Consider the following 14,458-nt stretch of genomic DNA (forward strand, 5'->3'; position numbering starts at 1 on the left):
GTCCAGCGGGGGTAGGCAGGCCCATGCAGGACCGTGAGGCGCATGGATGCGCCGATCGAGCCCCCATGGATGGGTTTACGGCGTGTCCTGCATGGGCCTGCCTACCCGCGCCATGCAGGAACAATCAACGCGCCGCAGCGCCCGCTTCTGACTTAGAACTCCGCCGCCACCGTCATGAACAGCTGCCGCGGCGCGCTCGCATGGATCGCATAGCGCGTGCCCTTCGGATCGGTCGGTGCGAACGAACTCAGCTGGCCGGCGTAGCGCTTGTTGGTCAGGTTGGTCGCGTTCAACGACACCCGCACGTTGCGCAGGCCCAGGCCGGGGCCGAAGTCGTAGCCTGCACCAGCGTCGAAGGTGGTCACGCCCGGCACCGACTGGTCGTTGGTGTAGGTGTAGTAGCGCTTGCCGGTGTACTTGGCACGCAGGCTGGCGAAGAAGCCATCGCGGTTCCAGCTGATTTCGCTGGAGGCCATGCGCTGCGGCGTATCCACCGTGATCTTGCCCGCCACCGGCACGATCGCGCCGCCCGAGGTGTAGTCATCCTCGTAGGTGGTCTTGTTCCAGGACAGCGCGTTGTACCACTGCAGGCCGTCGATCGGCTTGAGGATGAAGGTCAGCTCCGCACCATGGCTCTTCACCGAACCGACGTTGATGAAGCGCGTCACGCACTCCGGACGCGTGCCGACCTCGATGCTCGAGCACGGGTTCAGCGATAGCAGGCGGTTGTCGAACTTCACGTTGTAGGCCGCAATCGACGCCTGGTACTTCTCGCCGAAGGTACGGAAGCCGGCTTCCAGGCTCTTGGACTTCTCCGGTTCCAGCCCGGCGCTGGCCGCGAACGATTCCGGCGACACCTGCAACGGGCCACCGCTGCCGCCGCCGACGAAGGCGGCGATGTTTTCGGCGTACGAGGCGAACAGCTCATTGTTGGCGTTGAGCTTGAAGCCCAGGCCCAGCTGCGGCAGCACCGACTTCTTGGCGGTCAGCGTGCCCGAGGCGATGCTGGTTTCCACGCCCGGCTGGGCGGTGGCGCGCATGCGGGTGTTCGGGCTCTTGATGCCCACGTCGACGGTCAGGCGCTGGTCGAGGAAGCGCATGCGGTCCTGCACGTAGAACTGGCGCGTGCGGATGTCGAAGTCCTGGTTGAACAGCAGGCGGTCCGGGTTCTTCAGGTAAAGGTCGTCCAGGAACGGTCCGCTGATGTAGTAGAAGTTGCGCGACACGTTATGGTCGTTCTGCTCGTACCACAGGCCGGCCTCCAGTTCGTGGATACCCACCGTCCACGACAGCGCGGCGGTCAGACCATCGCGGTTGATCGTGTAGTTGGTGCTGCGGATCGAGATCGGCAGCATCCTGTCGGTACCCGGGTAGGACGGCTGGCCCGGTGCCCACCAGTGGCCCTGGCCACGGTTGTCGTGGTGGTAGGCCAGCAGCTTCAGGCGGCCCTGCTCGCCCAGGCGCAGGTCGGCATCGACCGAATACAGATTGTCGTCGCGCAGTGCACGGCTCTGGTAGTAGGCATCGTCGATGCTGTTGACGCCGCCGCTGAACTTGCAGCGCGCCTTGTTGTAGGTGCCCGGCGCGCAGTACGCGGCGGCGACGGCGCGATCCCAGTCCGGCGCGTAGATGTTCCAGTCATACCCCAGTCCGCGTGCCAGCATGTCCTTGGACAGGTAGGCATAGTTGGCCTGGCTGGCGCGCGAGGTGGCCACGAACGCACCGAAGCGGTGGTCGCCGACGTTCCACACGGCCTTGGCGTTGAACTGGCGGGTGGTCTGGTTCTGGTACGGCGCGGCCCACATGTCCTGGTCCTGGTGCACGCCGGACACGTAGGCCGAGAAACCATTGATGTCGCCTGTATCCACGCGCAGGTAGCCGCGACGCTGGTTGTTGTCACCCACGGTGACGCTGGCGCGTCCACCGAATTCGGTGGACGGGTCCATCGAGAAGTACTGGATGGTGCCGCCCAGGTTGCTCGTCGACGCCACGCCCAGCGAGCCGATGCCCTGCGACAACTCTGCGCCGGCCAGGTTCTCGGCGATGATCGCGCGGGCAATGCTCAGGCCGTTGTAGTTGCCGTAGCTGTTGTCACCCAGCGGGATGCCGTCCAGCGTATAGCCGAGGCGGCTCTTGTCGAAGCCGCGCAGGCTGATGGTCTGCGATTCTTCGTTGGCACCGAAGGCGTCGTTGGACTGCACCGACACGCCCGGCAGGCGGTCGAGGATCTTCTGGCCGCTGGTGCCCGGCGGCAGCACCTGCTTGTCGACGGTGGTGATGCGCTGCACCTGGCGGGTCTCGCCCTGGCCGATCACGGAGACGGTGTCCAGCGTCTGCGCGCTCAGCGCGGCATCGGTGCTGGCGCCGGTATCGGCGGCGGTGGCGGCATGGGCGCTGGCGGCGGCGGAGAGCGCGATCGCTACGGCGATCGTCAGGTGTCGGGTCTGCATGGTGGTCCGTTGCATGGGGAGTGATCACCGGCACGCGTGCGCGGTGCAGGCCCACTATGCGAACGGAACATGAAACCTTCTTTACGAAAAACCAACGAACGATGCAGGCCCCGTGCGCGTCCTGCAACCAGATAAAAAAAGGGCCGGATCCTCCTCGCGAGCGAAGGTTCACCGGCCCCGCACACTCCGTGGGGGAGGGCTCAACCCATGTACAGGCCACCGTTGACCGGATAGTCGGCACCGGTCACGTACGAGGCTTCATCCGAGGCCAGCCACGCGCACAGGCCGGCCACTTCCTCGGGGCGACCCAGGCGGCGCACCGGCACCGAAGCCGCCAGTCGATCCAGTACATCCGGCGGGAAACTGCTGATCGCCTGGCTGGCGATGTAGCCCGGCGACAGCGTGTTGACGGTGACGCCGCGCGAGGCCACTTCGGCAGCCAGTGCACGGCTGAAACCGTGCATCGCGGCCTTGGCGGTGGCGTAGTTCACCTGCCCGATCTGGCCCTTGTGGGCGCTGACCGAACCGATGTTGATGATGCGGCCCCAGCCACGCGTGGCCATGCCGTCCACCACCTGCTTGGTGAGGTTGAACAGCGCATTGAGATTGGAGGCGATCACCGCGTTCCAGTCTTCCACCGTCATCTGCCGGAACAGCAGGTCGCGGCTGCCGCCGGAGTTGTTGACCAGCACATCGACCTCGCCCACTTCCGCACGCACCTTGGCGAACGCGGCGCTGGTCGAAGCCCAGTCGGTGGCGTTGCCTTCGGAGGCGATGAAGTCGAAGCCCTGTTCGCGCTGCTCGCGCAGCCAGTTGGCCTTGCGCGGCGAATTGGGCGCGCAGCCGGCGACCACGGTGTGGCCGCTGCGGGCCAGGCTCTGGCAGATGGCAGTACCGACACTGCCCATTCCACTGGTGACGTAAGCGATTCGAAGCGTCATTGCAGAAGGCTCCTAGGCAAAGGGTCAGGCGGCGAGGGGGTACAGGCCGAACAGCAGGCTGCCGATCATCAGCAGCATCGAGATGGCGATGGCCCACTTCAGGGTGAACTTCTGGTGGTCGGCGAATTCGACCTTGGCCAGGCCCACCAGCAGGTAGGTCGACGGCACCAGCGGGCTGAGCAGGTGCACCGGCTGGCCGGCCAGCGAGGCGCGCGCCATTTCCACCGGGGTGATGCCGTAGTTGCCGGCGGCCTCGGACAGGATCGGCAGCACGCCGAAGTAGAACGCGTCGTTGGACATGAAGAAGGTGAACGGCATCGACGCCACGGCAGTGATCACCGCCAGGTACGGGCCCCACGACTCCGGAATCACCGCCAGGAAGCTGTGCGACATCGCTTCGACCATGCCGGTGTTGTTGAGGATGCCGGTGAAGATGCCCGCGGCGAAGATCAGCGACACCACCGACAGCACGTTGCCGGCATGGTTGACCACGCGGCGGCGCTGCTCGGCCAGGTTCGGGTAGTTGATCACCAGGGCGATGGCGAAGCCGACCATGAACAGCACCGGCATCGGCAGCACGCCGATGATCAGCGCGGTCATCAGCGCTACGGTCAGCGCAAGGTTCACCCACAGCAGCTTCGGCCGCTTGATGTCTTCGGCGTCCTCTACCGACGGCAGCGCGTTGTTGTCATCGGACACGCTGTTGTCCATCCAGCTGCCGCCCTTGGGCAGGGTCACCACGCCGAGGCGACGGCGTTCCTTCAGGCCCAGGTACCAGGCCAGCAGCAGCACGCCGGCACAGGCGATCACCATCGACGGGATCAGCGGCACGAACACATCGGCCGGGTCCACGTGCAGCGCGGTGGCCGCGCGTGCGGTCGGGCCGCCCCACGGGGTCAGGTTCATCACGCCGCCGGCCAAGATGGTCACGCAGGTCATGTTCAGCGCGTTCATGCCGAGGCGCTGATACAGCGGCAGCATCGCCGAGACGGTGATCATGTAGGTGGTCGAACCGTCGCCATCGAGCGAGATCAGCATCGCCAGCACCGCAGTGCCAAGCACGATCTTCATCGGGTCGCCCTTGACGAAGCGCAGGATCACCCGTACCAGCGGATCGAACAGGCCGGCGTCGATCATCACCCCGAAGTAGAGGATGGCGAACATCAGCATCACGCCGGTCGGCGCGATCTTCTTGATGCCCTCCAGCATCATCTCGTCGATGCCGGCGCCGAAGCCGCCGATCAGCGCGAACAGGATGGGGATGGTGATCAGGGCCACCAGCGGCGACAACCGCTTGCTCATGATCAAGTACATGAACGTAATGACCATGCCAAAGCCGAGGATGCTCAGCATCATCTGCGGACTCCTTGCGAAAACAGGACGTGGGGGAGTGGAAGGGGGTCGGGCGGTTTGCCCGGGACAGCTGGCTTAGAAGTCGTACTGCAGGCGGCCGGTGACCGCGCGCGTGCGGTCCACCGTGACCCCGGCCAGGCGGTCGCGATTGCGGCTTTCGATCACGTTGAGCATGAAGCGCAGGTTGTCACGCAGGTACCAGTTGCCACCCAGCGTCCACGCTTCAGTGCTGCCACGGCGCAGGTCCGGCGCGCCATCGAGGTGCTGCGCGCCCCACATCTGGTCGTAACGCAGCGCCACTTCGAAGGCCCCAGCCTTGTGGCGGATGTCCTTGACCCGTGCGAAGCGGCCGGTCTTGCGGTCGTAGGCACGGCTTTCGCCGGTGACGAACCAGCTGAGCATGCCGTAGGCCGCCATCACGTCGCCGCGTTGGGCGCCATCATCGAAGGTGGCGCCACTGAACTCGCCCTGCCATGACAGCGGGCCGCGCACCTGCGCGTATTCCAGCGACCACTTGTTGACGTCGGTATCGCGGCCGGCGGAGAAGTCGACCAGGGTCAGGCGGCTGTTGTCGGACAGGTGGCCGGCCGGGCGCGGGCGGATGCGCAGGCCGGGCACGCCGTTGGCACCCGGGTTGTCATAGGCCTCGCGGGCCAGCGACAGGCCCAGGTGCAGCACGTCACCGTCGCTGGGCGAGGGCGCCCAGGTGACGCGCCCCCCCGCTGCGCGGCCCTTCACCTGCCAGGCGTCGATGCTCTCCAGGCTGTAGATGCTGGCCGCCCAGGTAAAGTCACCCGGATTGGCCTGCCAGGACGCACCCAGGCGATACAGCGGCGCCAGCGTGGTGCCGGCGTTGCCGCGCTCCAGGAAGCTGCCGTAGTTGGAGCTGGTACGGTCATCCAGCGAGAAGTACTGCTTGAACTGGCCCACGGTCAGCTTGCCGGCCTTGCCGAAGCTGCGTGCCAGGTACACGTCCTTGGCCTCGACGCGGTCGCCGGAGAAGTCGGCTTCCAGCTTGTAGTCGACCACGAAGAACTTGCCCGACACATCAAGCCACGCGCGGCGGATCTCGGTGTCGTCCTTGTTCGGGGTACCGCGGTTGTCGTTGTCGAAGGTGGCGAAATCCAGGTGCAGGCGACCACCGAGGGTGGCGGTGACCGGACGGTCGTCTTCGGCGGCGTAGGCCGGCGCCGACAGGGCAGCCAGCGCCATCATGGCGGCAGCACGCCGCCAGGCAAACGTGAATTCCACAAACCCTCCCAGGTGCGCGCCAGGCGCGCGGCAATCGTGGGCACCGGACGGTGCGCGGCCGCAGTCTGGGTTGCCGTAGCTGTCATCGTCCTGTCAGCGGTTTGTGCGGTGCAGCGAAAAGCGTGCCGGCGATCTCGCCGCGCCGTGCCCGGCGAGCTCGGCGGCGGCATGCGGTAGCATTCGGTTCCCCTCCCACCCGTGTGCCCATGCGCCTGCTGCTGGTCGAAGACAACCCGGATCTGGCCGATGCGATCATCCGCCGGATGCGCCGTAGCGGGCACGCCGTGGACTGGCAGGCTGATGGCCTGGCCGCCGCCAGCGTGCTGCGCTACCAGAGCTTCGACCTGGTGGTGCTGGACATCGGCCTGCCCAAGCTCGATGGCCTGCGCGTGCTGGCCGGCATGCGCGAGCGCGGCGACAGCACGCCGGTGCTGATGCTGACCGCGCGTGATGGCATTGAAGATCGCGTGCAGGCGCTGGACGTCGGCGCCGACGACTACCTCGGCAAGCCGTTCGATTTCCGCGAGTTCGAAGCGCGCTGCCGCGTGCTGCTGCGGCGTGCACGCGGGCAGGCCAGCGAAGTAGTGCAGATCGGCGGCTTCCAGTTCGACAACGCTGCGCACCGGGTCAGCCTCGACGGCGAACCGATCGAACTGCCCAATCGTGAGTACCGCCTGCTGGAGATCCTGGTCGGGCGCCTCGGCCACGTCGTCGGCAAGGATGAGATCGGCAACGGCCTGTTCGGTTTCGATGACGAAGCGGGCCCGAATGCCATCGAGTTGTATGTTGGCCGCCTGAGAAAGAAGCTGGCGGGCGCGCCGCTGCGCATCACTACGGTGCGCGGCGTTGGCTATCTGCTGGAAGCCAGCGATACCGATGCCGACGCCGATGGCTGACGTGCGCGCTGCGACTGCGGCGCCGGGTTCGCTGCGGCGCACGCTGCTGCTCTATCTCGGCGTGCTGCTGGCAGTGTTCGCGGTGGCCCTTGTGTTCGCCGCACGCGATTACGGCCAGCGTGCCGCCAACCGTTCCTACGATCACCTGCTGGTGTCCTCGGCGCTGTCCATCGCCGATTCGGTGGCGCTGGTCGATGGACAGTGGCAGGTGGATCTGCCGTATGCGGCGCTGGACCTGCTGGCGATGGCGCCCGAGGACCGCGTGTTCTATCGCGTGGCCGACAGCCGCGGCACCCTGATCACCGGCTACGATGACCTGCCGGCACCGCCGCGTCGGCCCGGCACCCAGCCGCAGCTGTTCGATGCCACCTACAGCGGCGAGACCGTGCGCTTCGTGGTGGTCAGCCGCAGCTTCGCCGCCGCCTCGGCGCAGGGCGAGGTGCAGGTCCAGGTCGGTCAGACCCGGCGTGCGCGTGAAGCGGTCGCGCAGGACATGGTCAACCGCGCGTTGCTGGCGATCGGCGTGCTGTCCGGGCTGCTGCTGGCGCTGGTGGCGTTCGGCGTGCATCGCGCATTCCGGCCGCTGGTGCGGGTGGAGCGCGAGCTGTCGCGACGGGAACCGTCCGACCTGAAGCCGCTGGATGCCCGCGTGCCGCGCGAGATGGACCAGATGGTGGCTGCGCTGAACCGCTTCATGGAACGCCTGTCCAGCAGCAACGAGACACTACGCGCGTTCATGGCCGAGGCCGCACACCAGATGCGCACGCCGCTGGCCGCGCTGCGCGCGCAGGCGCAGCTGGCGCTGGATGACGATGATCCAGAGGACATGCGGCGCAGCCTGCAGGCGATCGAGCGCAACGCCACGCACATGAGCCGGCTGCTCAACCAGCTGCTCAGCGATGCCAGCGTGATCCATCGTTCGCACCTGCAGCGCTTTGCGGCGGTGGACCTGGCCGAGACGGTGCACCAGGCGTTGCATGAAGCGCTGCCGCAGGCAAGCCCGGCACCGCGCGTGCAGTTGGCGATGACCGCCGAGCCGGTGCAGGTGCATGGCGACGCGCTGCTGCTGCGCGAGGCGATCAAGAACCTGGTGGACAACGCAATGAAGTATGGCGGTGATGGCCCGTTGCAGATCGCGTTGACCGTGGAGGGCGGGCAGGCCGTGCTGACCATCGCCGACCATGGCGCTGGCATCGCTGCGGCCGATGCCGAGCGCGTGTTCGAGCGCTTCGCGCGTGGCGAGGGCGCGCCGTCCGGCGGTGCCGGGCTGGGCCTGGCCATCGTCAAGCGCGTGGTCGACAGCCATGGCGGCCGCATCGACCTCAGCAACCGCCCGCAGGGCGGGCTTATCGCCACCATCCGCTTGCCACGGAGCAGTCCATGATCCGCCTGTTTGCCACGGCCGTTGCCCTGCTGCTGGCCCTGCCGGTGCTGGCCGCGCCGGGCGACGTGCGCCGCTTCCCTGCGAAGGGGGCGGCCACGGCGCAGCTGCGCATCCACGGCACTACCGACATCGAAGTGTTCGCGGTGGTCATCGCCGACTACCAGCGCCTGCACCCCGGCACCGAAGTGGTGTACGAGGACATCATCACCCAGGACCTGTACGCGCGGTACCTGCACGACCGCGGCGGGCCGGCATCACCGGACCTGCTGATCTCCAGCGGCATGGACCTGCAGACCAAGCTGGTCAACGATGGCCACGCACTGCCGCACCGCTCGGCGCAGACTGCCGCGCTGCCGGCGTGGGCGCAATGGCGCAACGAAGCATTCGGCATCAGCTACGAGCCGGTGGTGATGGTCTACAACACCCGCGCACTGCCGGTGGCGAAGGTGCCGCACACGCGCCGCCAGCTGCTCGACCGGCTGCGTGCGGAAGGTGCACCGCTGCGCGGCAGGGTCGGCACCTATGACATCGAGCGCAGCAGTGTCGGCTACCTGCTGGCGACCCAGGACGCGCAGCGCGGCAGCATCGCCGGTGCGCTGCTGGGCGCGCTCGGCGATAACGACGTGGTGCGCGAGGAGCGTACTGGCGTGCTGCTGGACCAGGTGACCAGTGGCCAACTGTCGCTGGTCTACAACGTGCTCGGCTCCTACGCGCAGGCACGTGTCGATGCCGGCGCGCCACTGGCCATCATCGAGCCTGAGGACTACACGCTGGTGGTGCTGCGCACCGCGGTGATCCCGCGCACCGGCCTGCACCCCGAAGAAGCGCGGTGCTTCCTCGACTACCTGCTGTCGCCACGCGGCCAGCAGGTGCTGTCGCGCGAGGCGCGGCTGATGCCGATCGTGACCGGCAACGCACGGGGCGACGATGCACCCGGCCGCAGCCGTCGCCCGATCCAGCTCGGCCCGGGCCTGCTGGTGTACCTGGACGCGCTCAAGCGTCGCCAGTTCCTCGATGCCTGGCGCAGTAGCGTCGAGCCGGCCGGGCGCTGAGGCGGCGACCTGCCCGTACAATGGCGGCATGAGCGAATACACCATCCTGATCGCCGATGACCACCCGCTGCTGCGTTCGGCGGTGGTGCAGTCCTTGCGGCAGAGCCTGCCGCTGGCGCAGGTGCGCGAGGTGGCCAGTGCCGAGGCATTGGCTGAGGCGCTCGACGCACAGCCGGACGTGGACCTGGTGCTGCTCGACCTGACGATGCCAGGCGCACACGGTTTTTCCGCGCTGCTGCACGTGCGTGGTTCGCATCCGGACATCCCGGTGGTGATCCTCTCGTCCAACGACCATCCGCGGGTGATCCGCCGCGCCCAGCAGTTCGGCGCCGCCGGCTTCATCCCGAAGTCGGCCCCGGCCGAGACCATCGGCGAGGCCGTGCAGGCGGTGCTCGATGGCGGCCTGTGGTTTCCGGCGATGGCCGCCGAGCGTTCGGAAGCCGACGCCCTGCTGGCCAGTCGACTGGCCCAGCTGACCCCGCAGCAGTTCCGCGTGCTGCTGTGCCTGGCCGATGGCCTGCTCAACAAGCAGATCGCCTACACGCTGGGGCTGGCGGAGAACACGGTGAAGGTGCATGTCACCGCCATCCTGAAAAAACTCGAGTGCCATAGCCGCACCCAGGCCGCGGTGCTGGTGAAGGCGCTGGAGCCTGAAGGCGACGCCGGCATCGGGTTGTAGTTTCCAGCCAACGGCGCAGCCCCTCGTGGGTGGTGTCTGGTTGGTCGTGGAAAGCCGGATTGCTGAGGGCTGGCCGGGTGGGTGGGTAGTGCGGGGACGCCGTAAACCCGTCCTTGGGGGCTTGGCCGCGGCATCCATGCCGCGGACACCCCGCACTACCCACCCACCCGGCCGCTGACAGATTCCGGGTGTTCCTCACCCACGGAAGAGAAAAGAAGATCAAAAGCAAAGGCAGCCTGGCAGGCGGCCTGTTGTAGAGCCGAGCCCACGCTCGGCTGCTTTGCGGCCGGTCCGCGAGGCCGAGCATGGACTCGGCTCTACACGAGCAAGCGCAGCGCGCGACCCGCTTTTGATCTTTTTTCTTCTCCGGGGTGGACGTGCACGGAACGTGTCCGTGGCCGGGTAGATGGGCTGCGCAGGGGCGTGAGCCGCATGGATGCGGCGACCGAGCTTACAGGGACGTACTTGCAGCGTCCCCTGTGCAGCCCATCTACCCGGCCCCACCGCTGAACTGCTTTGCGTGGCCACCCACGAGGGGCTGCGCCGTTGGCTGGAAACTACCCGCGATGCCGGATCAGCAACTGACTCATCAGTGCCCGCAGCGCCGGCGGCTTCACCGGCTTGGCCATCATTCCCCAGCCGCGCTCGGCGGCCATCTCACGCAATCCCGCATCGCGCTCGGCAGTGACCAGTACCACCGGCGGGCGGGTCTGCCACTGTTCGGCCAAGGTCTCGTACAGCACCGGCCCGTGGTGATCGCCCATGCGCACGTCCAGCAGCACCAGCTCCGGTACCGAGCCTGTTGCCGCCATCAGCAGCGCCGCTGGTGGGCCGTCGGCCAGCGCCACCTCGCAGCCCCAGCGCTCCAGCAGTGCGCGGCTGGCCGCGCACACGTGCGGATCGTCGTCGATCACCCACACCCGGCGCCCACGCAGCGGATTGTCCGCAGCCGGTTCCTGCGCCAGTGCCGGCGCAGGTGCGGTGGCCGGAATCGCGCTGGCTTCGCCGAACGGCACGCCCACCGCGAACACGCTGCCCTTGCCCAGCTGCGAGCGCAGTCGGATTGGATGACCCAGCAGGCGGCCAATGCGGTCGACGATCGCCAGGCCGAGACCCGCGCCGCGCTGCTGGCCATCGTGCAGGCGGCGGAATTCCTCGAAGATCTCGCCCTGCAACGCGTCGGGAATACCCGGGCCCTGGTCGTGCACTTCGATCCACAGCAGTCCGTCGCGGCGGCGGCAGCCGAGCAGCACGCGGCCGCGTTCGCTGTAGCGCAGTGCGTTGGACAGGAAGTTCTGCAGGATGCGGCGCAGCAGCGCTTCATCGCTGACCACCACCGCATCGGTATCAACCCAGTCGACCATCAGCCCACGCGACTGTGCGGCGATGCCGAATTCGCGCGCCAGCGTCTGCAGCAGCGGCCCAAGTCGGAACGCCTGCACGCGCGTGGGCAGGCTGCCCGATTCCAGGCGCGCGATATCCAGCAGGCTGTTGAGGATCGCATCCTGCGCGGCCAACGCAGCGTCGATATGGTCCGCAGTCTGCTGCTGCGCCGGGTCGCCCAGCTTGCCGCGCAGCACCGAGACGAACATGCGCGCAGCGTTGAGCGGCTGCAGCAGGTCGTGCACCGCCGAGGCGACGAAGCGGGTCTTGTAGCGGTTGGCCTGCTCGGCCTCGCGGCGCGCTTCGTCCAGGTCGCGGGTGCGCTCGGCGATGCGGTGTTCCAGCGCATCGGCCAGCGAGCGCAGTTCGCGCGCCGCGTTCTTGTAGCTGGTGATGTCGGCATAGCTGGTGACGAAGCCGCCGTCGGGCAGCGGGTTGCCGCGGATCTCCAGCACCGTGCCGTCGTCCTTCTCGCTCTCGCGCATATGCGGGCGGCCACTGCGCAGGTGGTTCAGGCGGCGCTCGATGGCCTCGTCCACCGGGCCGGGACCGAGCAGGCCACGGCGCGCGTTGAAGCGGAACAGTTCCTCGATCGGCCGGCCAACGCGCACCAGGTCCACGGGGAAGCGGAACAGTTCCAGGTAGCGCGAATTCCACGCGACCAGGCGCAGTTCCCGGTCGATCACCACCACACCCTGTGGCAGGTGTTCGAGGCTGCGGCTGAGGCCGCTGTCGGCATCGGTGGCGGCCTGCAGCAGGCCATCCTGTGCGGTGCGCAGTTCCTGTGCGTGCTGCTTGAGCAGGGTTTCCAGTTCGCGGCGGCTGCGCAGGCGATGCTTGGCCAGGCGCCTGCGCTGCTGCACGAACAGCACCAGGAAGCCCAGGGCCAGCCACGCGGCACCGCCGGTCAGTGCCGCCGCGCGACCGGCAGCAGTAGCGGCGCTGGCGTCGTGCAGCAGGTGCAGGTTCCAGCCCTCGGCGGGCAGCGGCAGGCTTTGCCACAGCATCGGCTGCGGCAGCGCAGGATCCAGCAGCCGCACCATGCGGCCGCCATCGGACAGCACGTCTTCGGTACGTGCACGCAAGGGCTGCAGGGCACGGTCGGCGTACTGACGGGCATCGAGCATTTCGCGGCGCTCACCGGCACGCAGCGGACGCAGCAGCCGGTAGCGCCAGCTGTCCCGGTTGGCCAGGAACACGACGTCATGGTCGTCGCTGGCCAGCACCACGTCAGGGCTGCTCAACCACTCCTGTTCCAGCGCGGACAGCTCGACCTTGATCACCACCACGCCGAGCCGCTTGCCGTCATCCTCAATGGCCTGCGAAAGGTAATAGCCGGGCACGCCGGTGGTCATGCCGATGCCGTAGAAGCGGCCACGGCCCTGGGCGAGGGCTTGGCGGTAATAAGGACGGTAGCTGTAGTTCTCGCCGACGTTGCTGGTCGGCTGGTCCCAGTTGCTGGCGGCCACCGCCACACCATCGTGGCCGACCAGCGTCAGGGTCGAGGCCCGGGTGACTTCATTGGCACGTTGCAGCTTGAGGTTCAGTCGCTGCCGTTCGCCGGGCGAGGGCGGCACACGCAGTGCGTGCAGCAGATCCGGATCCAGCGCCATGACCTGCGGCAAGGTGCCGAAGCGGTCGATGCGCTGTTGCAGGCCCTGGCCATACAGCTGCAGCTGGCGTTGCACCTGGCTGCTTTCGTCGCCGAGCGCGCGCCGCCAGGCGTAATGGCCAGCGGCGACCGCGCACAGCACGGTGCCACCGACCATCACCAGGATCGTCAGCAACAGCATCCGGTGGCGGCTGAGCCAGTACATGGCGGCAGTCTACGCAGGGCCGGCGGGCGTGGCGTGCACGCCCGCCGGGGTCTGACGTGGAAGGGGTCAGAAGTGCATCTGCGCGCGCAGCTCGAAGATCTCCGGCGTGCTGTGCACGCCACGACGGCTGGCGTCGACCTTCACGTAGTTGGCCTGGAACTTGAAGTGGCTGGTCAGGTACCAGTTCGCACCCAACGTCAGGTCGTGCTGGCGGCCACCGAGGATGTCGCCATCGTCGAGGTCCAGGCGGCTGTAGCGCGCCACCAGTTCCACTGCACCGTAGTTGTGCGCCGGCTTGATGTTGGCCACCGCGCCAGCGTTGTACGGGCGCGATTCGCCGGTCAGCACCCAGCTGGCCATCGCGTACTGGCCGCTGCCGGTGAAGTCGGGCTTGCCGTCATGGCGGGTGACCGTCGCGCGCAGCGCTTCGGCCTGCAGCGAGAACGGGCCATGGATCCAGATGCCTTCCAGGCCGGTGCGGCGGATCTGGTCGGCGGTGACCAGCGCGCCGGAATCGACGTAGCGGATGTCGGTCAGGCCGGCTTCCGGGCGCGCGCGCAGGCGGGCGCTGGCCTCGTGGTGCACGTCGCGGCCATCGCTGTAGCCGCGTGGGTTCTCCTGCGAGTAGGCCAGGCCCAGGTGGATAACGTCACCCGGTGCCTTCACCGGCGTCCACACCGCACGCACCGCCTGAGTGGTGCCGGGGTTGTCGCCCTGCAGGTCCTTGCCGCCATAGGCGCCGGCCTGCAGCAGGTACTGCGGGCGCTCCAGCACCCATTCCACACCGGTACGGCGACCTTCGTAGAAGGCCTGCACCGGCAGCGAGGTTTCCAGGAAGCTGCCGGCACGCGAGGACGTGTTCGCGTCCAGGCCGACCGGGGTCTTCATGTAGCCGAAGCGGAAGCGGCCGATGTCGCGGTCGAAGAAGGCCTTGCTCTCGAAGCGCACGAACACGTCCAGCCAGGTATCGGCCTGGAAGTCGTAGTAGACCATCGCGTCGTACACGCCCTTCTTCTTCAGCGTCGCACCGAATTCCTTGCGGCGCACGGCGTCGTCGTCCTCGAGGCCACTGGCCGAGGAAAAGTCGTTGTAGTCGTAGGCGATGTTGGCGGTGGCCGCCAGTTCGGTGCCATCCCCGAAGGTGTACCTGGTCGGCCAGTTGTCGAAATCCGCAGCCGAAGCGAAGGCGGGTAGGGCGGCCAGCGACAGGGCCAGCAAGGTGGGATTCGGGCGCATGTTGGGTGCGGCTCTC

10 protein-coding genes are annotated in these 14,458 nt (G+C 67.6%); 4 read left to right on the top strand and 6 right to left on the bottom strand.

Annotated features, from left to right (window positions below):
- Positions 1-152 precede the first annotated feature (152 nt).
- The 4 genes from KXV01_RS06880 to KXV01_RS06895 form a co-directional block, all read right to left on the bottom strand.
- The gene (locus tag KXV01_RS06880; protein WP_262223619.1) at positions 153-2,450 is read right to left on the bottom strand and encodes a TonB-dependent receptor; all 2,298 of its coding nucleotides are present in this window, start codon (positions 2,448-2,450) and stop codon (positions 153-155) included.
- 200 nt (positions 2,451-2,650) lie between these two features.
- The gene (gene phbB, locus KXV01_RS06885; protein ID WP_005419193.1) at positions 2,651-3,391 is read right to left on the bottom strand and encodes an acetoacetyl-CoA reductase; all 741 of its coding nucleotides are present in this window, start codon (positions 3,389-3,391) and stop codon (positions 2,651-2,653) included.
- A 24-nt stretch (positions 3,392-3,415) separates the two neighbouring features.
- Positions 3,416-4,744: a CitMHS family transporter gene (locus KXV01_RS06890; protein ID WP_049415311.1), complete on the bottom strand. Its 1,329-nt coding sequence runs from the start codon at positions 4,742-4,744 to the stop codon at positions 3,416-3,418.
- A gap of 75 nt (positions 4,745-4,819) precedes the next feature.
- On the bottom strand, positions 4,820-5,959 hold the full coding sequence (locus KXV01_RS06895) for a porin (RefSeq protein WP_049440196.1): 1,140 nt from the start codon (positions 5,957-5,959) through the stop codon (positions 4,820-4,822).
- Positions 5,960-6,201: 242 nt separating this feature from the next.
- Here KXV01_RS06895 and KXV01_RS06900 point away from each other — a divergent pair, with 242 nt between their 5' ends.
- Genes KXV01_RS06900 through KXV01_RS06915 form a run of 4 tightly spaced genes read left to right on the top strand, consistent with a single transcriptional unit; the run spans position 6,202 to position 10,006 of the window.
- Entirely contained in the window at positions 6,202-6,891 is a 690-nt protein-coding gene (locus tag KXV01_RS06900; RefSeq protein ID WP_049415305.1) for a response regulator, read from the top strand.
- A complete protein-coding gene (locus tag KXV01_RS06905; RefSeq protein WP_263467621.1) occupies positions 6,884-8,275 on the top strand; it encodes a sensor histidine kinase in 1,392 nt (463 codons plus the stop codon). The genes KXV01_RS06900 and KXV01_RS06905 overlap by 8 nt, the downstream gene beginning before the upstream one ends.
- Positions 8,272-9,327 carry an ABC transporter substrate-binding protein gene (locus tag KXV01_RS06910; RefSeq protein WP_263467622.1) on the top strand — a complete coding sequence of 352 codons (1,056 nt, stop codon included), beginning with the start codon at positions 8,272-8,274 and terminating at the stop codon, positions 9,325-9,327. Before KXV01_RS06905 ends, KXV01_RS06910 begins: the two co-directional genes overlap by 4 nt.
- A 28-nt stretch (positions 9,328-9,355) precedes the next feature.
- Complete coding sequence (locus KXV01_RS06915) at positions 9,356-10,006, top strand: response regulator transcription factor (RefSeq protein WP_049415316.1); 651 nt, start codon at positions 9,356-9,358, stop codon at positions 10,004-10,006.
- A 557-nt stretch (positions 10,007-10,563) separates the two neighbouring features.
- Here the strand turns inward: KXV01_RS06915 and KXV01_RS06920 are convergent.
- Together KXV01_RS06920 and KXV01_RS06925 are read right to left on the bottom strand one after the other, a co-directional pair.
- Complete coding sequence (locus KXV01_RS06920) at positions 10,564-13,206, bottom strand: PAS-domain containing protein (protein ID WP_263467623.1); 2,643 nt, start codon at positions 13,204-13,206, stop codon at positions 10,564-10,566.
- A 66-nt stretch (positions 13,207-13,272) separates the two neighbouring features.
- The gene (locus KXV01_RS06925) at positions 13,273-14,442 is read right to left on the bottom strand and encodes a porin (RefSeq protein ID WP_263467624.1); all 1,170 of its coding nucleotides are present in this window, start codon (positions 14,440-14,442) and stop codon (positions 13,273-13,275) included.
- Positions 14,443-14,458: the final 16 nt, after the last annotated feature.

This window comes from Stenotrophomonas sp. Ps181, assembly GCF_025697425.1.
In the GTDB taxonomy this organism is placed as follows: Bacteria; Pseudomonadota; Gammaproteobacteria; order Xanthomonadales; family Xanthomonadaceae; genus Stenotrophomonas; species Stenotrophomonas sepilia.

What these genes read in the sequence shown, in the direction of transcription:
- KXV01_RS06915 (WP_049415316.1), top strand. Translation starts at nt 9,356, where the DNA reads ATGAGCGAATACACCATCCTGATCGCCGATGACCACCCGCTGCTGCGT.
- KXV01_RS06900 (WP_049415305.1), top strand. Translation starts at nt 6,202, where the DNA reads ATGCGCCTGCTGCTGGTCGAAGACAACCCGGATCTGGCCGATGCGATC.
- KXV01_RS06920 (WP_263467623.1), bottom strand. Translation starts at nt 13,206, where the DNA reads ATGTACTGGCTCAGCCGCCACCGGATGCTGTTGCTGACGATCCTGGTG.
- phbB (WP_005419193.1), bottom strand. Translation starts at nt 3,391, where the DNA reads ATGACGCTTCGAATCGCTTACGTCACCAGTGGAATGGGCAGTGTCGGT.
- KXV01_RS06910 (WP_263467622.1), top strand. Translation starts at nt 8,272, where the DNA reads ATGATCCGCCTGTTTGCCACGGCCGTTGCCCTGCTGCTGGCCCTGCCG.
- KXV01_RS06895 (WP_049440196.1), bottom strand. Translation starts at nt 5,959, where the DNA reads ATGATGGCGCTGGCTGCCCTGTCGGCGCCGGCCTACGCCGCCGAAGAC.
- KXV01_RS06890 (WP_049415311.1), bottom strand. Translation starts at nt 4,744, where the DNA reads ATGCTGAGCATCCTCGGCTTTGGCATGGTCATTACGTTCATGTACTTG.
- KXV01_RS06905 (WP_263467621.1), top strand. Translation starts at nt 6,884, where the DNA reads ATGGCTGACGTGCGCGCTGCGACTGCGGCGCCGGGTTCGCTGCGGCGC.
- KXV01_RS06925 (WP_263467624.1), bottom strand. Translation starts at nt 14,442, where the DNA reads ATGCGCCCGAATCCCACCTTGCTGGCCCTGTCGCTGGCCGCCCTACCC.
- KXV01_RS06880 (WP_262223619.1), bottom strand. Translation starts at nt 2,450, where the DNA reads ATGCAGACCCGACACCTGACGATCGCCGTAGCGATCGCGCTCTCCGCC.